At 58.0% G+C, this 24,731-nt stretch carries 30 protein-coding genes; 16 read left to right on the top strand and 14 right to left on the bottom strand.

From position 1 onward, the window contains the following. Positions 1 to 4: 4 nt before the first annotated feature. From GOW04_RS19245 to GOW04_RS19230, 4 genes are read left to right on the top strand one after another with little or no spacing between them, the layout of a single operon-like run. Entirely contained in the window at positions 5 to 1,027 is a 1,023-nt protein-coding gene (locus GOW04_RS19245) for an AbiJ-NTD4 domain-containing protein (RefSeq protein WP_171233672.1), read from the top strand. Then, positions 1,024 to 2,361, top strand: a complete 1,338-nt coding sequence (locus GOW04_RS19240; RefSeq protein WP_171233671.1) for a DUF6638 family protein — start codon at positions 1,024 to 1,026, stop codon at positions 2,359 to 2,361. The genes GOW04_RS19245 and GOW04_RS19240 overlap by 4 nt, the downstream gene beginning before the upstream one ends. A 1-nt stretch (position 2,362) precedes the next feature. Next, positions 2,363 to 2,629: a hypothetical protein gene (locus GOW04_RS19235; RefSeq protein ID WP_171120117.1), complete on the top strand. Its 267-nt coding sequence runs from the start codon at positions 2,363 to 2,365 to the stop codon at positions 2,627 to 2,629. A 10-nt stretch (positions 2,630 to 2,639) separates the two neighbouring features. Then, positions 2,640 to 3,284, top strand: coding sequence for a DUF1523 family protein (locus GOW04_RS19230; RefSeq protein WP_171233670.1), 645 nt, complete (start codon positions 2,640 to 2,642; stop codon positions 3,282 to 3,284). A 54-nt stretch (positions 3,285 to 3,338) separates the two neighbouring features. Here GOW04_RS19230 and GOW04_RS19225 read toward each other — a convergent pair whose 3' ends face one another. From GOW04_RS19225 to GOW04_RS19200, 6 genes are all read right to left on the bottom strand, one after another. After that, positions 3,339 to 4,433, bottom strand: coding sequence for a flagellar basal body P-ring protein FlgI (locus GOW04_RS19225; protein WP_171233669.1), 1,095 nt, complete (start codon positions 4,431 to 4,433; stop codon positions 3,339 to 3,341). After that, positions 4,430 to 5,437 carry a flagellin gene (locus GOW04_RS19220; protein ID WP_171233668.1) on the bottom strand — a complete coding sequence of 336 codons (1,008 nt, stop codon included), beginning with the start codon at positions 5,435 to 5,437 and terminating at the stop codon, positions 4,430 to 4,432. Before GOW04_RS19220 ends, GOW04_RS19225 begins: the two co-directional genes overlap by 4 nt. 2 nt (positions 5,438 to 5,439) lie before the next feature. Next, entirely contained in the window at positions 5,440 to 6,891 is a 1,452-nt protein-coding gene (flgK, locus tag GOW04_RS19215) for a flagellar hook-associated protein FlgK (RefSeq protein WP_171233667.1), read from the bottom strand. Positions 6,892 to 6,923: 32 nt separating this feature from the next. After that, complete coding sequence (locus tag GOW04_RS19210) at positions 6,924 to 8,219, bottom strand: flagellar hook protein FlgE (RefSeq protein ID WP_171233666.1); 1,296 nt, start codon at positions 8,217 to 8,219, stop codon at positions 6,924 to 6,926. A gap of 91 nt (positions 8,220 to 8,310) precedes the next feature. Then, complete coding sequence (locus tag GOW04_RS19205) at positions 8,311 to 9,150, bottom strand: flagellar motor protein MotB (RefSeq protein WP_171233665.1); 840 nt, start codon at positions 9,148 to 9,150, stop codon at positions 8,311 to 8,313. Positions 9,151 to 9,235: 85 nt separating this feature from the next. Further along, entirely contained in the window at positions 9,236 to 10,528 is a 1,293-nt protein-coding gene (locus tag GOW04_RS19200; RefSeq protein ID WP_371814428.1) for a FliI/YscN family ATPase, read from the bottom strand. Between the two features lie 132 nt (positions 10,529 to 10,660). Between GOW04_RS19200 and GOW04_RS19195 the strand changes: the two genes are divergently transcribed. Genes GOW04_RS19195 through GOW04_RS19155 form a run of 9 tightly spaced genes read left to right on the top strand, consistent with a single transcriptional unit; the run spans position 10,661 to position 15,205 of the window. Then, positions 10,661 to 11,047, top strand: coding sequence for a FlgB family protein (locus GOW04_RS19195; RefSeq protein ID WP_171233663.1), 387 nt, complete (start codon positions 10,661 to 10,663; stop codon positions 11,045 to 11,047). Positions 11,048 to 11,058: 11 nt separating this feature from the next. After that, complete coding sequence (flgC, locus tag GOW04_RS19190) at positions 11,059 to 11,445, top strand: flagellar basal body rod protein FlgC (RefSeq protein WP_171233662.1); 387 nt, start codon at positions 11,059 to 11,061, stop codon at positions 11,443 to 11,445. A 12-nt stretch (positions 11,446 to 11,457) separates the two neighbouring features. Then, positions 11,458 to 11,748, top strand: a complete 291-nt coding sequence (gene fliE, locus GOW04_RS19185; RefSeq protein ID WP_171233661.1) for a flagellar hook-basal body complex protein FliE — start codon at positions 11,458 to 11,460, stop codon at positions 11,746 to 11,748. 4 nt (positions 11,749 to 11,752) lie between these two features. Beyond that, positions 11,753 to 12,025 (top strand): flagellar biosynthetic protein FliQ, encoded by a 273-nt coding sequence (locus GOW04_RS19180; RefSeq protein ID WP_171233660.1) that lies wholly within the window; start codon positions 11,753 to 11,755, stop codon positions 12,023 to 12,025. Beyond that, the gene (locus tag GOW04_RS19175; protein WP_171233659.1) at positions 12,025 to 12,735 is read left to right on the top strand and encodes a flagellar hook-basal body complex protein; all 711 of its coding nucleotides are present in this window, start codon (positions 12,025 to 12,027) and stop codon (positions 12,733 to 12,735) included. Before GOW04_RS19180 ends, GOW04_RS19175 begins: the two co-directional genes overlap by 1 nt. A gap of 21 nt (positions 12,736 to 12,756) precedes the next feature. Beyond that, a complete protein-coding gene (flgG, locus tag GOW04_RS19170; protein WP_171233658.1) occupies positions 12,757 to 13,542 on the top strand; it encodes a flagellar basal-body rod protein FlgG in 786 nt (261 codons plus the stop codon). Continuing rightward, the gene (gene flgA, locus GOW04_RS19165; RefSeq protein WP_171233657.1) at positions 13,542 to 13,958 is read left to right on the top strand and encodes a flagellar basal body P-ring formation chaperone FlgA; all 417 of its coding nucleotides are present in this window, start codon (positions 13,542 to 13,544) and stop codon (positions 13,956 to 13,958) included. The genes flgG and flgA overlap by 1 nt, the downstream gene beginning before the upstream one ends. Further along, positions 13,958 to 14,689, top strand: a complete 732-nt coding sequence (gene flgH, locus GOW04_RS19160) for a flagellar basal body L-ring protein FlgH (RefSeq protein ID WP_171233656.1) — start codon at positions 13,958 to 13,960, stop codon at positions 14,687 to 14,689. Before flgA ends, flgH begins: the two co-directional genes overlap by 1 nt. A gap of 9 nt (positions 14,690 to 14,698) precedes the next feature. After that, positions 14,699 to 15,205 (top strand): flagellar basal body-associated protein FliL, encoded by a 507-nt coding sequence (locus GOW04_RS19155; RefSeq protein ID WP_171120138.1) that lies wholly within the window; start codon positions 14,699 to 14,701, stop codon positions 15,203 to 15,205. A 33-nt stretch (positions 15,206 to 15,238) separates the two neighbouring features. Here the strand turns inward: GOW04_RS19155 and GOW04_RS19150 are convergent, their stop codons facing one another. From GOW04_RS19150 to GOW04_RS19115, 8 genes are all read right to left on the bottom strand, one after another. After that, positions 15,239 to 15,625: a hypothetical protein gene (locus GOW04_RS19150; RefSeq protein WP_171233655.1), complete on the bottom strand. Its 387-nt coding sequence runs from the start codon at positions 15,623 to 15,625 to the stop codon at positions 15,239 to 15,241. Next, positions 15,622 to 16,710, bottom strand: a complete 1,089-nt coding sequence (gene flhB, locus GOW04_RS19145) for a flagellar type III secretion system protein FlhB (RefSeq protein WP_171233654.1) — start codon at positions 16,708 to 16,710, stop codon at positions 15,622 to 15,624. The genes GOW04_RS19150 and flhB overlap by 4 nt, the downstream gene beginning before the upstream one ends. Then, a complete protein-coding gene (locus GOW04_RS19140) occupies positions 16,707 to 17,480 on the bottom strand; it encodes a flagellar biosynthetic protein FliR (RefSeq protein ID WP_171233653.1) in 774 nt (257 codons plus the stop codon). The genes flhB and GOW04_RS19140 overlap by 4 nt, the downstream gene beginning before the upstream one ends. Beyond that, positions 17,477 to 19,504 (bottom strand): flagellar biosynthesis protein FlhA, encoded by a 2,028-nt coding sequence (gene flhA / locus GOW04_RS19135; RefSeq protein ID WP_174830506.1) that lies wholly within the window; start codon positions 19,502 to 19,504, stop codon positions 17,477 to 17,479. Before flhA ends, GOW04_RS19140 begins: the two co-directional genes overlap by 4 nt. 69 nt (positions 19,505 to 19,573) lie before the next feature. After that, positions 19,574 to 20,272, bottom strand: coding sequence for a transglycosylase SLT domain-containing protein (locus GOW04_RS19130; RefSeq protein ID WP_371814427.1), 699 nt, complete (start codon positions 20,270 to 20,272; stop codon positions 19,574 to 19,576). A gap of 73 nt (positions 20,273 to 20,345) precedes the next feature. Continuing rightward, entirely contained in the window at positions 20,346 to 20,774 is a 429-nt protein-coding gene (locus GOW04_RS19125) for an Lrp/AsnC family transcriptional regulator (protein WP_152459759.1), read from the bottom strand. Between the two features lie 52 nt (positions 20,775 to 20,826). Next, positions 20,827 to 22,146 (bottom strand): MFS transporter, encoded by a 1,320-nt coding sequence (locus GOW04_RS19120; protein ID WP_171233651.1) that lies wholly within the window; start codon positions 22,144 to 22,146, stop codon positions 20,827 to 20,829. Between the two features lie 3 nt (positions 22,147 to 22,149). Beyond that, on the bottom strand, positions 22,150 to 22,407 hold the full coding sequence (locus GOW04_RS19115) for a metal-sensing transcriptional repressor (RefSeq protein ID WP_171206378.1): 258 nt from the start codon (positions 22,405 to 22,407) through the stop codon (positions 22,150 to 22,152). Between the two features lie 133 nt (positions 22,408 to 22,540). Between GOW04_RS19115 and GOW04_RS19110 the strand changes: the two genes are divergently transcribed. Genes GOW04_RS19110 through lptC form a run of 3 tightly spaced genes read left to right on the top strand, consistent with a single transcriptional unit; the run spans position 22,541 to position 24,731 of the window. Next, positions 22,541 to 23,155, top strand: coding sequence for a ribonuclease D (locus GOW04_RS19110; protein WP_171233650.1), 615 nt, complete (start codon positions 22,541 to 22,543; stop codon positions 23,153 to 23,155). Continuing rightward, positions 23,152 to 24,120 (top strand): SIS domain-containing protein, encoded by a 969-nt coding sequence (locus GOW04_RS19105; protein ID WP_171171788.1) that lies wholly within the window; start codon positions 23,152 to 23,154, stop codon positions 24,118 to 24,120. Before GOW04_RS19110 ends, GOW04_RS19105 begins: the two co-directional genes overlap by 4 nt. Positions 24,121 to 24,149: 29 nt before the next feature. Further along, a complete protein-coding gene (gene lptC / locus GOW04_RS19100) occupies positions 24,150 to 24,731 on the top strand; it encodes an LPS export ABC transporter periplasmic protein LptC (protein ID WP_253282598.1) in 582 nt (193 codons plus the stop codon).

The raw sequence follows: 24,731 nt of genomic DNA, 5'->3' as shown, positions 1-24,731 counted from the left end.
GCAAGTGCTAACGGACGTATTTTTTGTCAGATACGAAGAAACCCCGCTATTCAGGAGCTTCCTTAGGCGGGAAAAACGAGCTCTTCATCAGTGCTTTACTGTCCTCGAAGAATTCCACCCCTATTGGGGCGAAACTGACGATGCTCAAAAAGCGAGTGGCAAGTTTTGGGAAGAGATCCACAAAAGGCTAGCAAATGAACTCGGTGTTCGTTGGCTGTCTGACGCATGGTACGAAACCCACGTTGGACTAGGGGAGTACAAGCGCAAAGAACATAGAAAGAGAGCGTTTATCGAAATCTGCCGAAACTGGTATAATAATCACGCACTTCAAAGTGCCGATATTGATGAGTTTCTGAAAGAACGGCTTAGCCTTATCGAAGTCGGGTTACGCATAAAGTACGATAGAGCGGATTCTTGCAGAAAGTCTCTAGAAGCTAGCAGGCCTTCAAGTTCTTTGGTGGCTAAGGCATATAAGAAAACGGTCGACGAATACGAAACCGCGTCGGCAGAAATAAACGAGAGATTTCGCTCGGCAAGGTTTCCACTCAACTATCACAATGGTTTTTTCCAGATTGAAGCTGATCTTTTGGTTTCAAATGAAATCGAGCAACCTTTTTGGAGCCTTGTATCCGAACCTGTTTGGCAAAACGTGGACCTCGATATGAAGGAAGCGGTTGACCAACGCGACAACGGTGGCAAAGACCCAGCACTTTTTGCGGCAAAAGCGCTCGAAAGTACGGTTAAAATCATATCTGACAAACTCGGTGTTACGCACGGCGGCGAGAAGGGAGCGCATAACTACATCGATAACCTTTCGAAGAAATCAGTAGTTTTCTTGGGTGATTGGGAAAAGGAACTGTTGAAGGCCTACTTTACTAAGGTGCGCAACCAATTGGGTCACGGCCCCGGAAGTGAACCCATGCCACAGCTTTCGCCAGATCAGACTTCATGGGCAATTGAAAATGCTATGTCATGGATAAAGTTGCTCATTCTCAAGTTTGAAACTCAAAAGGCGAAGGCCCCATGATCCGCCTCATCGAAAAAGGCCTGATGTTTGGCAACCTCGTCCACATCTCCAGCCCGGCTCTGGTCGAGCGGTATAACCGCGCGCTGCAGCACCTGGCGGGCAAGACCACTCAGCTTTCGGATTTTCATGTCGATATCTCGGGCTATTCGCCGGAGGTGGGGATTGAGCTGGACGACCCGCTCTACCTCAACCCCAACGGGGTCAACCGGCAGTTCATCCTGCTGACGACCGAACAAAAACGCGCGCCTCTGTTGAACGTCAAATTCTCGACCTCGCGTGATATCCTGCGCGAATTCATCGAGATGAACGAGGCGCAGCTATTCGCCCTGACCGCCACCGATGCGGTGGCCGGAGAGCTGGTGAACTCGGTCTTCAAACTCACCACACCGCGCGACCTGTTGAACCTGCGCAAGATCGAGATCGAGGCCGACACGGTTGGCGGCACCCTGCGCAAGGCCCAGCAACTGGCGGGCATGGTCGAACAGTTCAAAACCGAAGAGGACGCCTGGTTCGACGATGTGCTGATCGCCAAGATGATCGAAACCGCCAGGGAAACCGGCGACGTCACCCGCAATCCGGTGCGCCTGCGCCACACGGAATTTGAGCAGCGCAATTTCTGGACCGCGCATTTTGGCGGGCTGTACCTGTTTCCGGATGTGGATCACCCGGCGGCAATCTGCATGGGCGAAAAGCCGGATGATCTGCCAATCAAATACACGTTCGACCCGTCACAGCGAAACCAGATTGCCAAGTTTCTGGACTACAACGATCTGGTTGAACCGATTGTCAAAGCGCGTGGCGTGGATGCCGCCGCGATCTTGCAGCAGAAGATGGATTTCCTGACCGTCGATGCGGCGGCGGATGCCGATGTCAACCTCACCGGGCTGGATCGCAGCGACATGCGGCGGTTGGCGCGGAACCACGCGGATCGCCTGCCGCAGGCCTATCACGGGCTTGCGCAACTGCTGCGCTGGGCAAGTGACGGGGGTCCGTGGCCGCGCATCACTTCGGACCACCCGGCCTATTTCTACACGCTTCGCGCCGCCGATACGCCGAACCGCGATCTGGTGAACATGCTGTTGTCCGAATTGGCCCCGCTGGACCCGCGCCAGATGTTCATCTGCCACAAAGAATTGTTCTACCGAACATATTCGGGCTGGCCCGAGAGCAAGAAGGCCTATGTGGCCGACTTCCTTGCGCGCGAATATCAGGTGGACAAGCAAGGTGCCCGCGCCGCCCTGTTCGGACATGAGCCGGATATGAGCGGCGACGATCGCGTCAGCGATGACATAATTGCCCGGGTCGGTCCGTGGGGTTCGGTGAGGAAAGGTTGAAATGATTGGATTGTTGCGCCTTTTGCTGATCTTGCTGGTGATCCAGACGATTGCCTATGTCGGGCTGTCTTTCTATTCGCGCGGCATACGCCGGCGCAAACTGGAGAACTGGTGGGACGAAAAGGGCAAGACGGGCAACAAAGAAGCCTTTGTCGAACGCGGATTGCATGTGTATGACAACTCGTTTCGGCGTAAACTGATCCTAGGTGTCTATATCGTGCCGTGGGTGGCGATTGGCGCGCTGATCTACATCGTGAATTACATGTGAGGGTTTAGGCATGGCCTATGTGAAATGGGCGTTCATTATCATCTTCTGGGGTGCGATTGCCGTGATCCTGCAATATTCTCTGCCCCAGCATGACATTGTGCGCATCGTCAACACCTATGAAGAACGGCAGGATCTGAATGACTGGACCCGGATCTTTTGGTCAGAGCCGGAAGATCAATCCACCAGCCTGTCCAACCGGGATGTGCAGTTCATTCAGGCGGTGCGGGCCAACGGAAAACCCATCGTGTACCGAAATGAGGATACCGGCTGGGGATGGCCCCCGTATTTCAAGTTCGACACGGCGAACCTGTATACCGAGGCCAATGATGCGAAATCCACCAAGGAAAACCCGAAATGGGTGGTCGTAACCCACTACGGGTGGCGCAACGAATTCATGTCGATCTTTCCCAACGCCATTTTCATCAAAGACGTTGAAGGGCCGGATGTTCGGATCATTCCCTGGTTCAATATCATCTTCCTGACGATCTTTGCGGCGTTCGTCTGGGCGATATGGGTGCGTTGGCGCAGGTTCCGGCAAGCACGGATTGATCCGATGATCGAAAACGTGGAAGACGGCCTATATGCGGCCGGTGACGCCATAGAAGAGCGACACAACAGATTTCGACGCTGGCTGGACAGTTGGAAATCGAAATAGATACAAGCTTTGGCGGGCGTGCCAGCAGCACGCCCATCCAGTTGGCGGTGCCCTTCACCTGACGATGAATTCCGCATGCAGCGCGCCTGCTGCCTTGATCGTTTTCAGAATGTCGATCATGTCCTGAGGCGAGACCCCAAGCGCGTTCAGACCTGCGACAACCTCGGACAACGTGGTGGCCTCGGGGATTTCGGCGAGGCCGGTTCCCTCTTCTTCCTCGATCCCTGCGATTGTACGTGGCACGATCACTGTTTCACCTCTGGCGAATGGGTTGGGCTGCACCGCAATCGGTGCTTCCTGAACCGTCAGAGTCAGGTTGCCTTGAGACACTGCAACACGCGAAATTCGGACCTCCTGCCCCATGACAATGGTGCCAGAGCGCTGATCGACAACAACGCGCGCTTTCGATTCAGGTTCGACCAGAATGTTTTCGATACGCCCTATGGCGTGGGCTGTCGAAAGCGCCTGCGTCGCCGCGACGTTGATCTCAACCGTGCCGGAATCCCGCATGATTGCCACGGCTCTGTTGAACTCGGTGTTTATCGCGGTTTCGATGCGCGCGGCTGTGGTGAAATCGGGCTCTCTGAGTGCAAGGCGCATCTGAGTGAGAGTTGACAAATCGAAGTCAATTTCACGCTCGACCCTTGCACCGGATGGGATCACGCCCGAAGTAGGCACCCCTCGCACGACCGAGGCTGCCTCTCCTTCAGCCGACACGCCACCTGCAAGGATTGTGCCCTGCGCGACCGCATAGATTTGGCCATCGGCAGCGTTAAGCGGGGTCATGATCAATGTTCCACCCAACAGGCTGCTTGAATCGCCTATGGCTGAAACCGTTACATCGATTTGACCCCCCACCCGTGCAAAAGGCGGCAGGCTGGCCGTGACCAATACCGCTGCCACGTTTTTGGGCCGGAAATCCTCACCTGTGACGTTGACGCCAAGACGTTCGAGGATATTGGACATGATTTCTTCGGTGAAAGGCGCGTTGCGTAACCCATCGCCGGTTCCGTTCAAGCCGACCACCAGGCCGTAACCCACCAGATCGTTGCCCCTTACACCGTCAAAATCCACGAGGTCCTTGAGACGGATTGTCCCAGCCCAAGCCATGCCGGGAAGGAAAATCAGGAGAAATATCAGCGCCCTCATCTCAGAAAGTTCACCAGCGACAGGTTCGCATTGCGAACGGTTAAGGAATACAGGCTTTCCAGCTGAAATTGCACCGTTTGCAGTTTCGCTGCCGTCTCATAAGGATCGGCCGCGATCAGTTCGTTTCGGCTGAATTCCAGGCTGGTTCGGGCCGACGAATTGCGTGTTGCCGCCTCTTCGATGCGGGCTTCGGCCGCCCCGACCTTTGCCCGGAGTTTGACGGTGGCATCCTGTGCGTTGGCCAGTTCGACCCCTAACTTCGTGAACAAAGCGGTGCGTTGATCGGGCGAAAGTGCCAATGCGCTGTCGGTGGCCAGCGCCGCAACGGCGACATCCCTGAGTGCGGCCTTGAACGCCGGGTCCGTTGCCGTGATCGGCAGCGTGACGCTTTCGTTTTCCGAAATCTGCATCGGAGACAGGGTGCTGTTTGACCCCTGATAAATCACGGCGTCGAAACCGGCTGGGTCATTGAACCAGTTTTCTGCCGCCAGCCTGATATCAGCGACCGTGGCAAGCCCCGTCAACTGCGATTTCAGCGCCGTCAAAAGATCGTTCGAAGATTGCAGGGGCGACACATCGGTGGCGGCACCGGAAAACAGGCTGCGCCCTCCTACGCGCGTGTTCAGTGCCGAGATCATCGTGTCCAGCTCATTCTTCGCCTGCTGGGACGCTTGTTCATGATTGACGGGCTGATTGGCGGTTCCGTAAGCCAGCAAAGACGCGGTCATGTCTCCGACCGAATCTCCGAAGGTTTTCAGGCTCAGTTGCATGGTATCGGTGAACAGGGCCGCTTCGGACGTTGCGATGCCAAAGGCGTCGAGTCTGGCGAGGCTGCGGTCGAGATCCAGAATGTGCGAATAATCCCCGCCAAGCCGCCCCGACACGTCCTGTACCCGCCCGGTGGACATTTCATAAGACAGGGTTTCGATCTGGGTTTTGATATCTGTTGCGCGGGTTCGCAAGGTCATTCCTCGCGCCAAATCGCCGATAGAAGTGATATTCATGGTCACAACCTCAGAACAGTTTCCATAAGCTCGTCAACAACCGAGATGACACGAGCGTTTGCGGCATATGTCTGTTCGACCTGCATGAGCCGCTGTAGTTCCTGATCGGTATCTACTCCCTGCGCGGCCTCGATCTGCGCCATTTGCCGCTGGAAGCTGTTTGCAAAAGCCTTGCGTTGATCTGCGGCATGGGCGTGTGCGCCCGCTTTCGACAACAGGGCCTCGGTCAACTCGGCAGCGCGCATGTTTCCCGTGCCGAACAGCCCGCCGGGTACCGGACGTGCGTCGTTCAATATGTTCCCGAACGCGCGCAATTGAGCAGCCTGCCCGGGGTCACCCGGAGTTGCGGCACCCAGACCCGCGCGCAGTTTCCAACTGTCCCCGCCATCGTCAGGGTCCACGGTTGAATTGAGTGAAATCCGTGAAGCAAGCCCGACAACAGATGCAGGATCAAATCGGTTGCCGTCGTCGGTGAACAGACCAGGATCTGTCGCAATAGCCGACGAATCCAAACCGGGCGTTTCAAATCGTTCAATCAGGTCCCTTGCAACCGTGTCGAGCTGAACCTGCGCCTCGACTGCCAAGTCGTCGCGGATGGTGAACTGCGCCATCAGTGCCCCGCCGCGTATTTGAGCGTTGTCTCCACTTGTCCGTACCGGGTTGCCGTTCATCTCCAGACCGGACAACAGACCATTTGCCACAGTCATGTGAGGCTTTGTTTCGCCGGTCGTGGAAAAAGTGAACTCCGAGGCCGTGCCTTCCAGCAGGATCAGCCCGCCCTCCGAGTACAGGGATACCTGATCATTGGCGCGCGGCACGACATTGACCGGGATCAAGGTATTGACCTGGTCGATCAGGACATGCCGCTGATCCAGCAGGGCACCGATGTCACCGCCAGAGTTTTGAATGGCGGGAATCTTGGCGTTCAGGTCTTCGATATCTTTCAGAGTCTGATTCAGAGTGTTGATCTGGGCGCCAATTTTTCGATCAGCATCCGAGCGTGCCTGGCGTACGCCTTCGGACGCCGCGTTCAGCTCGTTGGTCAGATCGCGGGCCGAGCGCGCAACCTGATCCAGCCGTTCGATCGAGTCAGGCAAACTGGCCGCCGTGATAAAGGCGTTTTCCAACGAGGACAGACGGGTAGACAGCGAAGGGCCGTCATCAGGAGACCCCACCAGTTGTTCGAACCGTGCGTGAAAATCTGAAACGTCCGACCGAAAGGCGAGTTCGGCATCAGACGAACGTCTGTTGGCGGTCAAAACCGGATCCTGATGCCGGATCACGCCAACGGTGCGTACGCCATTTCCGGATATTGGGCTTGTTGCAAGTTCCAGGGACCGGCGCGCATAGCCGGGGGTCAGCGCATTCGCGATGTTTCCGGACACCACAGCGGCCCCGCGACTGGCCGCAGTCAGCCCGCCCAATGCGTTATTGAGTGCTGTCGACATGTTCATGAGGCCGCTCCTTTCTTTGGGTCAGAGCTGGATTAACGTTTCAGGTTTGTCGTTTCCTGCAACATCTCGTCCACCGTCTGGATCACCGTGGCGCTGGAGGAGTAAGCACGTTGCGTCTGAATCAATGAGGTCAGCTCGGTCGCTACATCCGTGGTGGATTCCTCACGCGCGAAAGAAACAAGATCCCCGGTCGGGCCTTCGCCGGCATTCCAAAGAAAGAACGTACCGCTTTCACGGGAAGGCGCGTAAGTCTGGCTGTCCAACGCGGTTAAACCGTTGGGATTGGGGACATCTGCCAACGGAATCTGGTACATCCGGCGACTGACGCCGGTGTCGTAGAACGCGTAGACATATCCTCTCTCATCGACCTGAACGCTGGTCATTGTTCCCACGGCAGAACCGTCACGTGTGATCGAAACAGGCGCGAACGTGTCGGACAATTGGGTTATCCCGTCTGCATCCCCGATCAGGCCGATATTGACCTCCATCGCTCCGCCGGCGACGTTGACCATGACACTGCCCGTTGCTGGATCATAAGCTCCGCCAGAAACAGGTGTGACGCTGGCCAGAGTGCCGCCTGCCGTTCGGTTGTCGGTGAATGTCAGCGTGTATTCACCGATGACCGCGCCACCCGACGCCGAGTCACGCAAGACCATAGTCCATTCGTTGCTGCTGCCGGTTGCGGGAACCGTTGGGATCAGCTGGATATCGACGCTTTCAGACTTGCCGAGATTATCGAAATACTCAACCGACAAAGGTTGAATGTCGCCCGGCGCGCCCGCATTTGTCGCCGTGGCCGGAAGGTTCATACGCAGTTTCATTTCTGTGGTTGGTGAACCCGACAGCTGGTTCACGCTCAGCTGAATGGGTTCAAGCGCGGCGGGAGTATCTCGCGAAACCGGTGGAATAGTGCCATCAGGTGCCGCGGGCCACCCCAGAAGAACAAGGCCGGATTCGGTAACCAAATACCCTTCTTCGTTGGTTCGGAACGACCCGGTTGTTGTCAGCAGCATCTCGTTCGAACTATTCCCGATCTGCGAACTGGGGCGCACAGGCAGCATGCCGCGCCCGCGAACTGCCAGATCGGTTGAGTTGCTGGTCGTCACCAGGGGCCCGCGTTGATCAATCATGCGCTGGCTTGTCGTCCGCACGCCGCCTGCCGAATAGCTGCCACCCTGGCCCGACGTGACCATTGAATGAAAATCCGTCTCGACCCGTTTATACCCGTAGGTTGAAGAATTCGCGATGTTGTCGGAAATCGTCGCCAACCTGTTGGCATTGGCTTTCAGCGCCGCCACACCGGCATTGAGCGAAGAGGAAATGGTCATGGGTGCGCCCTTCTGTTGCGTCCGTCTTTGATGCAACAGGTAACGCGCTGCCCCTTAACAGCGCGCTAACATGTAAAATACGCTCTATCATTTAGGGCTGGCGCAGAAAGATCACTTCGATCCTGTTGTTCCGCGCAGCCATGGGATTGTCGGCGAACAATTCTCGGTCTGCATGGCCCGTCACACGATCCATCCTTTGTGCCGCAACGCCCTTGTCCTGTAGCAATTGACGCAATTTTTGGGCCCTTGCCGTGGACAACTCCCAGGCTGTGTTGCGCGCCTGTACGACCGGAGACGCGCTGACATGCCCTTCGACGGCGATCGAATTGACGACAAGATCCGAGGCTCGGGCGATGATCAGGGCCAGGGACCGCAGAAAGCTGGTTGGCTTGTCAGAACCCGATTCGAACAATGCCTGATCGTCGGTGTCGAACAGTTCCACCACCAATCCTTCATCGGTGACCCGTGTGACGATATGCTTGAGCAGTTTGTCCGAGACCTCGCTTTCACCCGTGCGCCCCAGCAGTTGCGCCTCCAACGTAGAGAAATCTTCCTTGGCCCCTTTGCCGCCGCCCACGGCTTTCACTCCGATCGAACCACGGGCCTGATGCGATTCGGTCGGATGTGTGGTCGTGGCACCCTGACCGTCTCGCAGCAGCACTTCTTCAGACAGCATGCTGTCGCCGCCAAACGCCCCGTCCCCGCCGCCGGATTCCGGGCTTAGCGGGATTGTCGGTGCGAAAAAATCCGCCAACCCTTTTCGTTGCTGTTCCGTTGTTGCGTTCAGCAGCCACATCAACATGAAGAAGGCCATCATGGCCGTCACAAAGTCGGCATACGCGACTTTCCACGCGCCACCGTGATGGCCATCGCCACCCGATACACGCTTCTTCTTGATGATGATTGGCGCCGCATTGGTTTGCGCACCCATCTCCACCACCTTTTTATCACCCGACTATTGGAATAGCAGTGCAGGTCTTAAGGCGGCCTTAATACTTAAAACTGTTCCGAGTTCACTAGCGCGGCAGGCCGGCCGAGGCACGGCGCAGAATCAGGGACAAGCGGTTAAAGCTGTTTTCAATTCCTTCGGAATCGGGTTTGCCGAAAAACGCGTCCAACTCCTCATGAACGCGCACGGCCTGATCCAAGAGCGGATCTGATCCTTCTGAATACAGCCCGGCCTTTATCATGACTTCAGATTGTTCGTAGCTGCCGACAAGTTTGCGGGTTTCGTTGATCATCTGGTTCTCGGCCTCTGACGCGGCCTCTGGAAGGCTGCGGGATACGGATTTGCTGAGGTCGATGGCCGGGAAGCGCCCGCGTTCTGCAATCTCGCGGCTGAGCACGATATGCCCGTCCAACACACCGCGCAGAATGTCAGCGATGGGTTCATCCATGTCGGACCCCGCAACCAGGACGCTGAACACGGCGGTGATATCACCCTGCTCCTGCGTGCCGGGGCCTGCGCGTTCACACAGGTTGGCTATCAGGGGGGTGACAGAGGGCGGATACCCTCGGAGTGACGGGGCTTCGCCCATGGCAACGGCGATTTCACGGTGCGCTTCCGCGAAACGGGTTACCGAATCGGCCAGAAACAGAACGTTCAGCCCCAGATCCCGCAGGAACTCGGCCGCCGACATGGCCGACCACGCGCACCGTCTGCGCGCCAATGCAGACTGGTCGGACGTCGCAGCGACCACGATAGTGCGCTTCATGGCTTCCGGGCCTATGGCGCGGGCAACAAACTCGTTCACTTCACGCCCACGTTCGCCGACAAGAGCCACCACAACCACGTCAGCCTGCATGAAGCGCGCCAGCGTCGACAGCAGCGTCGATTTCCCCACACCCGATCCAGCAAACAACCCAACGCGTTGACCGCGTACAATCGGCAGCATGGTGTTGAGAACCGATAGTCCGGTGGCCATCCGCTTTCCCAATGGCTTGCGCGCCACCGCAGGCGGGGGGGCTTGCATGATGTCGCGATCCTGCGGCCCGTTCAGCAGGGGTTTTCCGTCCAGCGGTTTGCCAAACGGATCAATGACGCGCCCAAGCCAGTACAATGCGGGCGCGAAACCCGGCGAGGGATCAAGATACACACGGTCCCCGAGGCTGACACCGTCCGGGGCGGAACCCGGAATCATGTGGATATGGTCTGCACCGACATGCAGCACTTCGCCGGCCAGATCGGGGCCCGTGCGCCGCCGCAATATAAGCAAGTCTCCGATTCGCGCATGTTCGTTGAGGCCACTGATCTCGATCAACCCTTGTGCGACGCTACTGACCAGGCCCACGTGGCGGATCGAAGTCATCCGATCGAATTCATGTTTCAGAAGCATCGGGTCGAGATCGGACATCTTGGGTTCTCCAATTGGGTTCTGAAAACGGTTTCTAAAGGAATCGGGGTTAAGCCTTGATTGAAATTGATCGAGGGAGAAGCCCCGATGTTCTATGACTTGAACGTCCTTAAGACCGCGTACGCAATGGCAACCCATGCCGGGCAACGGCAGGCGGTGATTGCGCGCAACATGGCCAATGCGGATACGCCGGGCTACCAGCCGCGCGATATCGAGCCCTTCCATACAGCACTTGAAACCTCGGGACGCGAAGTGACCATGATGGCCACGCGGCGGGGTCATCTGCACGGCGGTACGGGTGCACAGCCCTGGGCAGAGCACCAGGCCGCTCCGTCGGGTGATCCAAATGGCAACGGCGTATCGCTTGAAGAAGAGATGCTGAAATCGGTCGAGGTCAAACGACAGCACGACCGCGCGTTGGCGATCTACAAATCCTCGATGAACATCCTTCGCACCAGTCTGGGGCGTGGATAAGGAGGCCGAGGATGAGCGATTTTTCCCACTCACTTGCGGCATCCGCCAGCGCCCTGCGTGCGCAGGCAGCCCGTCTGCGCCACTTGTCCGAAAACATATCGAATGCAGATACGCCCGGGTACCGGCGCAAGACGGTGCCGTTTGAGACCATAGAAAAAGATGGTCAGAACGTGGTGCAAGCTGGCCGCGTAAAGCTTGATCGACGCGACCTGACACGAATTTTCGACCCCGGCCACCCGATGGCAGATGCCAGTGGTCACTATCTGGGATCGAATGTCGATCTGATGATCGAAATAGCCGACGCGCGTGAGGCGCAGCGGAGCTACGAAGCCAACCTCAAGATGTTCGATCAAACACGGCAAATGTCGTCGTCATTGATGGAACTGCTCAGAAAATAAAGGACAGCCAGAATGGACATCCGATCCTTGACCGCCGCGCAGAATTATGCCGGCGCCCGTCCTGCAACCCAGGCCGACCCAGGTCACTCGGGCATGGTGCAGGGGCTGAAGGCAAGTTTTCAGGACTTTGCATCCACGTTGAAACACAGCGAGCAGATGTCGCAGACCGCGATTGTCGGGCAAGCCGACCCGCACGCGCTGGTGCAGGCGCTGGCACAGACCGAACTGGCCGTCGAGACAGCTGTGATCGTTCGCAACAAGGTGGTAGAGGCCTATCAGGAAATCCTTCGGATGCCGGTCTGATACCATGCTGAGCGAAGGTCTTTTCTATGACATCGTGCGTCAGGCTCTCTGGATCGCCGTCATCACATCGGTCCCGATTCTGGCAGTTGCTCTGGTGTCAGGCCTGATCGTTGGTCTGTTTCAGGCCCTGACGTCGATACAGGAAATGACGCTGACCTTTGTTCCCAAACTGATCGCCATCGTCGTCGTGTTCTGGGTCTCGATGGGGTTCATGACTCAGACCCTTGTTACGTTTTTCACCGGTACGCTTGTTCCATTGATCGCAGGAGGTCGCTGATGGACACCGCCTATGTCACCCTGTCCCGCCAGTCCGGGCTGATGAATGAAATGCGCCTGGTGGCGAATAACATCGCAAATGCCAACACGACCGGCTATCGCCAGCAGGGGCTGGTGTTCTCGGAATACATTCGAGATATGCCGAACAGCCTCTCCCTCTCCATGAGCCGGGCCGAGGCGCGAAATACGTCAATGCGACAAGGCGTGCTGACGCAAACCGGCGGGCAATTTGATTTTGCCATCGAGGGCGACGGGTTCTTCATGGTCGAAACCGAGAACGGCAACCGGCTGACGCGGGCTGGCAGCTTTTCTCCCAATGCCGATGGCGATCTGGTTTCAATGGATGGTGCGCGCGTGCTCGATGCCAATGGCGCGCCTGTGTTCATCCCGCCTGATGCCGCGTCAATCGATGTCGGCAGCGACGGAACGCTGAGTGTCGATGGTCAACTTCTGGGGCAGCTGGGCGTTTTCAACGTTGCCGACACGAACGAACTTGTACGCGAAGGAAACACTCGTTTCCGCACCGACGGTGCGATTGAGCCGGTCGACGAGCCGGTGGTTTTGCATCGCTTTCTCGAAGGGTCAAACGTGAACGCGATTCAGCAAGTGACCCGTTTGGTGGAAATCCAGCGCGCCTATGAGCTGGGGCAAAGCTTTCTTGAGAGTGAAGATGAGCGCGTACGTGGAGCACTCAAGGCGCTGATGCGCTGATTTGGATGAGGAGAGTTAGACATGCGGGCCCTTAAAATTGCCGCCACCGGGATGACAGCGCAACAGATGCGGGTCGAGACGATCTCGAACAACCTCGCGAATATGAACACCACCGGCTACAACGCCCGACGGGCCCAATTCGCCGACCTGCATTATCAGCAGATGGCGCGGGCCGGCACCGTGAACGCGTCGGACGGAACGGTTCTGCCCACGGGTATTCAACTGGGTCTGGGTGTGCGACCGGCCGCGGTGACAGTTCAATTGGAACAAGGGGCCTTGTCGGCCACCGGGAGCGATCTGGATGTTGCAATCGAAGGTCGCGGATATCTGGAGGTGACCTTGCCCAGCGGTCAGGCCGCGTATACGCGCGACGGCAGTTTGAAGCGGTCGGCAGAAGGTCTGATCGTCACCTCTGACGGGTTTGCGGTTTCGCCGGAAATCACCATCCCCGACGATGCGCGTTCTGTTTCGATCAACGCGTCGGGCGAGGTCTATGCATATTTTGACGATTCCCCCGAAGGTCAGTTGCTTGGGGAGTTTACGCTGGCCAGTTTTTCGAACGCCAAAGGCCTGGAAGCCGTCGGAGGCAATCTGTTCAAGGAAACCGAAGCTTCGGGTGCTCCGGTTCTGGGTACGCCGGGCGAAGACGGTCTGGGAACTTTGCGGCAGGGTTATCTGGAAGACAGTTCGGTTGACGCCGTTCGCGAAGTTACCGAGCTGATCGAAGCGCAACGCGGCTATGAGATGAATGCCAAAGTCATCACGGCGGTGGACCAGATGATGAGCGCGACAACGCAGGTACGGTGATGCGACATCTGGTTCTTTCTCTGGTGCTTGTGGCGCCAATTGCCGCCCAGGCTGACATTGTGGTGCCGACAAGCACGATCCGGGCCAAGGAAGTCATTTCTGCGGCCGATCTCGAGTTGAAGCCAACAGATGTTGCCGATGCAATTTCAGACCCTGATCTTCTGATCGGACAAGAGGCCCGGGTGGCGCTCTACCCTGGTCGGCCAATTCGCGGCTCTGATGTCGGGCCACCTGCCATCGTGGATCGAAACGATCTGGTCGTGCTGGTGTTCAGCAGCCAACCCTTGTCGATCACCACAGAGGGCCGGGCCTTGGGGCGCGGCGCGGCGGGGGATCGCATTCGGGTCATGAACCTTTCATCCCGAACAACCGTAACAGGCCGAATCCGTCCGGACGGTCAAATCGAGGTACAGTGATGCACGGATTGCCAAAAACCCTTGTCCTGACGGCTTTTGTCTTGTCCGCATGTGGTCGAATGGATCATTTGGGCAAACCGCCAAGTTTCACACCCAACGAGGATTCCCCGGAACAGGTTGCAATGTTGTGGCCGGGTTTGCCATTGTACACCCAACCCCAGCGAAACGTCGACCGGTCCTCTTTGTGGAGCGGCGGGCAGCATTCGTTGCTGGGCGATCAGCGGGCGATCAAGAAAGGCGACATCCTGACCGTCGTCATCGAGCTGGACGAGAAGGCAGAAATTTCGAACAATACCAGACGATCCAGATCTGGGTCCGAGACCCTCGAAGTCCCCAGCCTCTTCGGCCTACCTCAGCGCGTGCAAAAGAACCTGCCCCAGGGCGCGTCGTTGGATGAAGCCGTTTCGATTGAAGCGGATTCCTCGAGCTCTGGCCGGGGATCCGTCAGGAGAAACGAAAAACTGACTCTGCGTGTTGCCGCAACAGTGCTGGATGTGTTGCCGAACGGAGTTCTTTCAATATCGGGATCGCAAGAGTTGCGGGTCAACTTCGAACTGCGAGAGCTTCTTGTGACGGGATATGTCCGCCCGCAGGACATCTCGCGGCAAAACGAAATAACCTATGACAAAATCGCGTCAGCGCGCGTGTCATATGGCGGCAGAGGGCAGATAACGGATGTCCAGCAACCCCGCTATGGTCAGCAAGTTCTTGATTCCCTTTTGCCGTTCTGAGGTGAGATCGTGGTCGCGAAATTGATTCCCGTGATTTTTCTGATTGTTGGACTCGGCGCGGGTATTGGCGCGGGTCTGGTTCTTGCACCTGCAAAAAAACCTGAAACTGCCGTTGCCGAAAAAGAAGCAGTCAAAGAGGATAAGTCGGCCGGCAAAAAAACCGGGAAATCAAAGGAAAAAGGCGAGGGGGAAAGCTTTGGTTATCTGAAAATGACCAAGCAATTCGTCGTCCCCGTTGTAAAAGACGACCAGATCGAAGCCATGGTAACGCTGTCGCTGAGCCTTGAGGCGAACCCGGACATTACAGAAACCTTTTATGCAATCGAGCCTAAACTCAGGGATGGCTTTCTTCAGGTTCTTTTTGACCATGCAAACACGGGCGGCTTTGACGGGGCTTTTACAGAATCCGGGAACTTGGATGTATTGCGGAATTCCTTGCTGGAAGTGGCGCGCAAAGAATTTGGCGACGACGTGTCCAAAGTGCTGATCCTGAGTGTAAACCGACAAGACAGCTGACACTGACCGGCCCGATACTCCGGGTCGGTCAAGCTATGGCCCGAAGTGCTTTTTGGCATTTGCTTTTCGGTTTGCCTGCTGAACTTTCTTTCGCAATTTTTCCACCGCTTGTTTTCGCCCAAAGGCAGTACGTAAAGCTTCCATTCCGGCCAGTTTCTGCGCGCGCGTTCGTGCCAGTTGCAGGTTCAATTGTCTCCGCGTCGCGGACTCCCAACAATTCCAGAGTACGTCGGTCCCTGAAACCTGATAACCTTCGACCTTGGTGCTGTCTTGGCGCGCCTGACGGAGTTGACCGTCCAATCTGGCAAGTTGCTGCTTGATCCGTGCCTCGGCCTCCAGGATCGGTCGCAGCGCTTGAAATTGCTTCTGAAACGCTGCGTTGGTCACTTTTTCCAGATCGGGTAATTGCGTATGAGTCATCGAACTTGCTCCTTCGCGCGTTTTCGCATCGCTTCGGCAAACCGGATCGCGGCGGCAACAGGACGATAGTGCTCTTCGGCGATCTCCTGACCTATTTCCACGGTCGCGTGAAGGGCGCGAGCTGTGGGAGGGTCTGAATGGATCGGAACGCCTGCTTCTCCTGCGGCGGATCGGATGGTGGCGGCGATTTCGTCCACCCCTTTGGCAACGCAAACCGGGGCGCTGCCCGCAACCCGTGTCCATTTAAGCGCCACAGCATAATGGGTGGGGTTTACGATCACGACATCCGCGCCTGGAACATCTGCCAACATTTGGTTGGTTGCGATTTCCTGTGCGCGCTGGCGCCGGTGTTGTTTGACATGTGGGTCGCCCTCGGCATCCTTGGTTTCATCCATGATCTCCTTGCGCGACATACGGTTCTTGCGCATGTGTTCGGCATATTGCCAAAGGAAGTCGACAACCCCGATGGCCAGTGCGATTGCGATCACGATGAACAGAAAGCGAAACAGCAGGTTCATCATGAGCAGAATGGATGACTTTGCCGCCGCCGCGCTAGAAGACAGAATCTCGGTTAGATTGGCTTTCAGAAAAAGCGCAAGGCAGGTGCTGTAGATCAACAGTTTGGTGGTGCTTTTGGCAAACTCGAACAGGCCACCCCGCCCGAATTTGTTCTTTGCGTTCGAAACCAGAGAGATACGCGATAGCTTTGGTTTCAATTTGCTTGGGGCAAAGATCAGCGCGCGCTGGGCGATCAAGTTCAGCAGAACAGCCGCGGCAGGAAGGCAGAACAGCAAAGCAACAGGCAGCAGGGCACTTTTCAAAACCCCCGCAACCGGAGCATGCGATGGCCCATCCGTCAGAAGCCGTGCAAATGCGTCGGACTGATCGATCAGAACCATGAACCCGGTGCCCATATGCTCGACGCTGTATTGACCGACTGTGAGCAGGGCGGTCAGAAACCCGGTATATGCCGCCACGACCGACAAGTCGTTGGATTTTGGAACCTCACCCTTCTCGCGCGCCTTCAGCAGCTTTTGCGGTGTCGGCTCGTATGACTTGTCGCTGTCGTCATCACCTGCGCTCATCTTTGCACTCCCATCGGGTTGGTGAAGAAGGTGATCAGCGCGTCAGCCCACACGGACAGGATCAGCGGTGTGCCGGCAAACAGCAGAAACAGCCCGGCGAAGGTGATTGCAGGAGCACCAACGAAGGCCACCATCAGCTGGGGCATTGCCCGGTTGATGACCCCAAGTGCCAGGTTGTAGATCAAAGAGGCGATGACGAACGGTGTTGCCAGTGCAAAAGCCAGCCCAAAGCTGTTGGCGACCTGATGCAATCCCCAGCGCGACGCATCCGCAGCATCAGGTGCCAGCCCTATTGGGAACAGGGCATAACTCTGGATCAGGAACTGCGCGGCCCGGATGTGCAGGTCCATGATTACGGCAAGTGTCAGCCCTGCCAGGGTCAGCAGGTATCCCATGGCTGGGACCGGATCAGCCGCCGCGCCACCCAGCAGTTGCGACAATGACGTGGACTGAGCCGCAATAGACCCCGCGGTTTGCAGCGCGAGAACGAACAGGCGCAGGCCTATCCCCAGGACAAGCCCGATCAGAACTTCGGTGCCGACCAGCCGCACTGTCGCCCAAAGGCTGGGATCTATTCTGACGGGGGGCGCAGCGGGCAGTATGATCAGCGTGAAAGCAACGGAAGCACCAAGCTTTACCCGTGTCGGAATACTGCGCTCACCGAAAGCTGGAAGCAGCGAAACAAGAGCGGAGACGCGCAGAAACACGACAAAGGCCTGCCAGATTGCTTCGGCCAGCTGCGACAGCATCTCTGGCGGCAGGGCAATCACGCTGCAACAGTTCCGACCAAGGCAGGTTTGGCTTCCAGCCCGATTTCTTCGAAGGACAAAACCGGGTTGGACACGCCGCGTGCTTGCATGACGGTGCGCAGCAACCGACGACGCCGGGTCGAGGTCACGACGGCTGGAAACAGACCGTTGTCAGCGGATTTGGCGATGGTGCTCACGACTCCGTCGGCCAGTTTGTTGAACGCGTTCGGGGGCAGCGCGACATCTATGCCGGTAATTGGGGCGTCAATCTGGTAAGAGGCGAATGTGTCCTCCCATTCCGGGGCCAACTGGATCAGAGGGATCGAACCATCCTCGCGCTTTATGTCCGCGACCAACTGAAAGCCAAGACGCTGACGCACAAGTTCACAGATGCCTTCGGGCTGGGTTGTGGTCAGCCGCGCCTCGGCGACACTTTCAAGGATCAGCGCCATGTTCCGGATCGACACACGTTCGTCGAGCAACAGGCGCAGAACAGCGTGCAACGTGTCGATCGGAACTTTGTCGGGGATCAGTTCATCCAGCAGCTTACGGTTGGCTTCGGCGCGTACCGGGTCGCTCAGGCGGGTCATTTCCGACAGCAGGCGCCGGAGGGATTTCAGTGTCAGCAGGCGCGAGAAGTTCTGTTTGATGATCTCCAGCAGATGGGTTGCAAGAATCTCGGGCGGTGAAACTATGGTGGCACCGCTCAGCGCGGCATCCTCCTGATCTTTCGGCAGGATCCAGCGCGCTGGAGCACCATAGACCGGCTCGGTCACGTCATTGCCCTCCGGCAGCAGGTCAAACCCGTCCTGCACGAGCGCCAGGATGAGATCGGGATGCAAGACACCGCGTGCCTGTTCGACGCCCTGAACCTTGATCACATACGTTCCGGTCGGCAGGTCGGCGCGGTCGGTCAGGCGGATTTCGGGCAGGATCAGGCCAAAGGTCGACGCCACATAGGTCCGCATATTGGCAATACGGGCGTCCAGCCCCGTGCCAGGATTCAGAACCATGCTGACCAGATCCGGCGCGAACTCCAGATGGACATCATCCAGGTCCAGGATGTCGCCGATAGCTTGGGATGTCGGCGCTTCGGTTTCGGTCGAGGGCAGGTTTGCCGACGCGTCTGCGTCATGCTGCTTTCGGTGAACATTGTAAGCCGCGTATCCCAGAATGGCCGCGCCGAGGATGAACGGCAGAAAAGGGAGACCGGGCACCAGAGCGAACAGAACCATGAGCACCGCGACGGTGGACAATGCTGCCGGGTGGCGGCCAAGTTGAGAAAAGATGGCGTTGTCTGTGGCCCCCTGCGTGCCGCCCCGTGCCAGCAGAAGGGCGGACGCTATGGAAATGATGACGGCGGGAATTTGGGACACCAACCCATCGCCGACGGTCAGAATCGCATAGGTTTCGAACGCCGAGGCCACGGGCATTCCATGTACGACGACGCCCATGACCAGGCCCATGACGAGGTTCAGCAACGTGATCAGAAGCCCGGCGACGGCGTCACCTTTCACGAATTTCGACGCACCGTCGAGCGAACCGAAGAATGTCGTCTCCTGCTGTTCCAGCTCTCGCCGTTCCTTGGCCTGCTGATGATCGATTGCCCCGGCGGACATGTCGCTGTCGATCGCAAGTTGTTTGCCGGGCATCCCGTCCAACGCAAAGCGCGCGCCGACTTCGGCCATGCGGGCGGCGCCTTTGGTGATGACCATGAAATTCACGATCAGCAGCACGCCGAACACCACCAGGCCAAGAAAAATGCTGCCGCCCATGACGAAACTGGCAAAACCTTCGATCACGTCTCCTGCGGCATCCGGGCCGGTGTGCCCCTGCCCGATAATCAGTTTCGTCGACGACACATTCAGCGACAGGCGCAACATCAAAGACGCCAGCAGAATCGTCGGGAAGGACGAAAAGTCCAGCGGGCGTTCAATGAACAGCGTCAGGGTGAAGATCAGGATGGCCAGCGCAAAGGAGGCCGCCAACCCCACGTCCAGCACCCAGGCTGGCATGGGCAGGATCATCATGACGATGACCGTCATCAGCGCAATCGCCAGCAGAACAGTAGGCGAAAACAGCGACTGGATGTTTACCTTGGGCACGCGAAACTCCTAGTTGAAGGCGATAAACGCGGTTGCGGCGCCTGCGGCTGGCACCAGAGACCCAAGCGCGCCGGTGCGGGGCGAGGCCGTCGGAATGGGGATCAAGGGGAGTCCGGCTCCGGTGAACGGATCCCGAGACGTGCCCGCAACCCGGGTTCGGGGGGCCCCTTCGAGCTGTGCCAGCACCGTTTGAAACCGCTCTTTGTAAGCTTCGGCAAGGGGTGTCGTGCGGGAATGATAAGCCCCCGCGGCTGCGGGCCACGAACCAAGCTCGGCATGGAGTTCATTCAGGAACCGGGCGGCGTAGGTCGCGTTCTCATCTGGATCGAACATCGCGTCGATCGAACGGAAGGCTTTGCCGTGCCAGCGATAATTGATCTGAAAACAGCCGACATCAAAGCTGCGGGTGCCCGATTTGAAGATTTTGAACGCATAGGCCTTGGCTTCGACCTCGGACTTGAACCAGTATCCCTGACCGCCGACGTTGATTGTCCAAGGCCAAGGCTGCAACCGGCCGTCCAGCCTGCGCCCGGTTTCAACGCGCGAGATGGCGCGGAGCACGTCCAGGGGCACGCCTTCGGACAAAGCGGCGCGGCGCGCGGCATGATCGCACAGGTCACCGGTTTTGGCATCTGGCATGGCAAACCCTGCCTGCGCCAAAAGCACATGCACCAACATGAGTAACAGCGGGAACTTCTGATTTGGCATTCTGCCGGTCCGGGATTCTGATCTGTCCCGGCCAAGCTAGCCAACGATCGGTTTACAGAGAGTTATCGCCGCTTCAGTTTCGATCTATCCTGCGCCCGAACACAACGCTGGTATTGGTGCGCAGGACACCGGGGATCTTCGCCAGGTCGTCGACCAGAATGTCCAGATCCTCCAGCCTGGGCGCCTCCGCCGACAGCATAAGATCGAACTCTCCGTTGATCGACAGGCACAGTTTGACTTCGGGGTAGGCTTCGAGCCGCTTGATGATCCGGCTGGTTTCCTTTTGCTGCACTTCGAGCATGACGATGACTTGCACTTTCGGCGTGTCTTCGGTGGACCCGAGGCGCACGGAATATCCTTCGATCAGGCCGCGCTGTTCCATCCGGTTTATTCGCTCGTGCACGGTTGTCCGGGCAACACCCAGCGTGGTCGCAATCTGCGTGGTCGAGGCGCGTGCGTTGGCTTGCAGGGCGGCGATGATGCGACGGTCAAGCTGGTCCATTGGGGCTCTGGTTTGTGGTCATTGCGGGTTGAGATCAGGTCCAAGCGCCCGCTCAGGGTTCGCGCGGGATGCGCGGGTGCAGATCGTCGATGATGATCGGATGCGCGTGCGGGCCCGACCCGGCCAGATGTGGATGATCGGGCGGCAGGTCGGGGTGATCATGGGTGATCGGTTCCTGGTCGAGGCGCGGCCACAGGCCGATTGCACCGACGACGCCCGCCACGGACAGCGTCGCCATGCTGCTGAGTGTGACCGTCGGGCCGAACACGGTCATCAACCACCCCGCCAGCGGGTAAAGAACCAGCCAGCAACCATGCGACAGGGTAAACTGTGCGGCGAAGACGGCGGGGCGATCCTCGGGGTGGGCCGACCGGGTCAAAAGGCGGCCCGAAGGTGTCAGGGTGGTTGAATATCCGAAACCGGTGAATGCCCACAGCGCGGTCAGCAACCCGAGCGACAGAGGAGCAATTGCGGCCAACATCGCGGCGACGGCCATGGAGCCAGTGGCAAAAACGGCGCCCGCGACCATGACGCGACGGTCCTCGATCCGGTCCAGAAGGCGGGGCAAGGTAAAGGCTGCAAGCATCGATCCGCCCCCGAACCCGGCCAGGGCAATGGCCACCGCGCTTTCCGACAGGCCCAGATTGGCGCGCACGATGACCACGGTGTTCACGATCACCATCGAGCTCAGGGCCGCCGCACTCCAGCTGAGCGCAAGCAGTCCGCGCAACCTGGGTGTTTTCAGATAGATACGTATGCCGCGTGTGGTGCGGCCATAGATGCCGCGGGGTCGGCTTGGCTTGGGTGACGGAAGCACGACCGAGACAACCAGCAATGCCGATGCGACAAAACCAAGCGCGGTACCCCAGAACAGGCTGTTGAAGCTGACCAGCAGCAGCAATGCGGCGGCGAACATCGGGCTCAGCAGGCTTTCCATATCGTAGGCCAGGCGTGACAGTGACAAGGCACGCGTGTATTCAGCTTCGTCTGGCAGAACGTCCGGAATCGTGGCCTGAAAGGCGGGCGTAAAGCCCGCCGACGCCGATTGGAGCACGAAGATCAGCACGTAGATTTGCCAGACTTCAGTCACGAAAGGCAGACACACTGCAACCGCTGCGCGGATCAGGTCCATCACGACCAACATCTTGCGACGATCCAGACGCTCGGCAAAAGCAGCGGCGAGCGGTGCAACGGTGACATAAGCCACCATCTTGATCGTCAGTGCCGTGCCAAGGACAAGGCCCGCAGCATTCCCGGCCAGATCAAAGGCGAGCAGCCCAAGGGCCACGGTGGCCAGCCCGGTTCCGGTCAGGGCGACGATCTGGGCGGCGAACAGGTGGCGGTAGGTGCGGTGTTTCAGAATGCTCAGCATGGCTCAGAGGTACTTTGTAATCGCCTTGAAGTCTTCGATCCCGCCGCCATCGTCGTCAGCGGACAGGCAGTGTTCGATATGATCATGAATCAAAGCGCGTTTGGCATTGGTGACGGCCTTTTCTACTGCAAACAACTGTTGGGCGACGTCCGAACAGGGCGCGTGCTCCTCGAGCATGGCAATGACCTTGGCCAGGTGCCCATGGGCCCGCTTCAGCCGGGCCGTAATCTGTGGATGTGACTGGTGGGCGTTGTCTGACATGGGTTATCCATATCCCCCCGATGGGGATATGGTCAAGGATTTGGCATCGAATGGCCCGCGACTTTCGGACGGCGTTGAGTTTGGGGACCAAACCGCCTATCTCGGGGGCGATATCGCACAAAGGAATAGTCGCGTGGCGAACCATTTGTACAAAAACGATCTGCCGGATGGACTGGATCTGGGCCCGGTTGTGGCCATTGACTGTGAAACCATGGGGCTGAACCCGCATCGCGATCGCCTGTGCGTGATTCAAATGTCAGGCGGTGACGGAAACAGCCATATCATCCAGGTGGACAAGGGCCAGACCGAAGCCCCAAACCTGAGTGCCATGCTGGAAAACCCCGATGTCCTGAAGCTGTTCCATTTCGGGCGGTTCGACATCGCCGCGATGTATCACACCTTTGGTGCCCTGGCCGCGCCGGTTTACTGCACCAAGATCGCCAGCCGGCTGGTGCGCACCTACACCGACCGCCACGGGTTGAAGAACCTGTGCCAGGAACTGATTGGCGTGGATATCTCGAAACAACAGCAGATGAGCGACTGGGGCGCTGATACCCTCACGGATGCTCAGCTGGACTATGCGGCCTCGGACGTTCTTTATCTGCACCGCCTGCGGGACGAGTTGAACAAGCGACTGGCGCGCGAGGGCCGGACCGAGATGGCGCAGGCCTGTTTTGATTTCCTGCCGATGCGTGCGAAGCTGGATCTCGCCGGTTGGCCCGAAACGGATATCTTTGCACACTCATGACCGACACCGAAGCATTCCTGAGAACCGCCCGCCAGGTCGTCACCGACGAGGCCCGCGCGCTGGACGTGCTGGCCGACAGCCTTGACGAGCATTTTGCAGAGGCGGTGCATCTGATCCTGAAAGCCACCGGGCGCATCATCATCAGCGGCATCGGAAAATCGGGCCATATCGGCCACAAGATTGCCGCCACTCTGGCCAGTACCGGAACGCCTGCCTATTTCGTGCACCCGGCCGAGGCCAGCCATGGCGATCTGGGCATGGTTTCCAAAGGCGATGTGGTGCTGGCGATTTCGAATTCTGGCGAAGCGCCCGAGCTGGCCAACCTGCTTGCCTTTACGCGCCGCTTTGGCATTCCGCTGATCGGGCTATCCAGCAAGCCAGAAAGCACGTTGATGAAACAGGCCGATGTGCATCTGCTGATACCGTCGATGGGCGAGGCCTGCGGTTTCGGCATGGTGCCTTCGATCTCGACGACGCTGACCCTAGCCATGGGCGATGCGCTGGCCATTGCGCTGATGAAGTATCGCGACTTCCGCCCCGAGGATTTTCGCGCCTTCCACCCCGGCGGAAAGCTGGGTGCACGGCTGAGTACGGTGCGTGACCTGATGCATACCGGCGACGCCTTGCCTCTGGTCGCGGCGAACACCCCGATGAGCGACGCGCTGATCGAAATCAGCCAAAAGGGTTTCGGCGTGGCCGGTGTAACGGATGCGCAGGGGCATTTGTCGGGCATCATTACGGACGGTGACTTGCGGCGACACATGGACGGTCTGCTGGACAAAACGACCGAGCAGGTCATGACCGCCAATCCGACCACCATAACACCGGACGCATTGGCCGAAGAGGCGGTGGCGATCATGAATGATCGCAAGATCACTTCGCTGTTTGTGGTCGACGAGGCTGCTTCCGGGCAGGCGCTGGGTCTTCTGCATATCCACGACTGCTTGCGCGTCGGTCTGGGCTGAGGGAGGCCGAATTGGACAGGTATTCCCGCATGGTACAGTTCCTAAAGGTTCTGTTGCCGCTTGCGGCCATTCTGATGCTGTCCACAGTGTTCCTTCTGTCCCGCAGCATCGAAACCAACGTAACGGTGCCATTCGCCGAAAAAGACATTGACGAGCGGTTGGCGCAACAGGTGGTCACACAGCCGAAATATCGCGGGACAACCCGCAAAGGCGAAGATGTCCAGATCGAAGCTATCCAAGCCAAGCAGGGCGACGAAGACGAAACCCCGAACGCATCCGAATTTCGGGGCAGTCTGGGGCTTCTCAGTGGTGGAACGATATTTCTGGATTCCAATTCAGGTTTGATCCGCCCTGATGAGCGTACGGCAACTTTTGTCGGCGACGTGGTGATTACCACTGCCGACGGACTTCAAGTCACGACTGACCTGCTCAACACGTCGCTGGACGAAATCCGGGGCGACACGCCGGGGCGGGTGAACGGAACCGGGCCGATCGGCAATTTTTCCGCCGGCCGCATGACCTTTGGGACTGAAAAAAAGGACGGACCGGTCCATATTGTTTTTACAGACGGCGTGAAGCTGGTATACGAGCCTGAAAAAGCAGAAAGATAA

Source organism: Ruegeria sp. HKCCA4812 (assembly GCF_013034245.1).
GTDB lineage: Bacteria > Pseudomonadota > Alphaproteobacteria > Rhodobacterales > Rhodobacteraceae > Ruegeria.
Note: the sequence above shows the minus strand (reverse complement) of the source record. Positions and strands in the feature narration are given on the sequence as shown.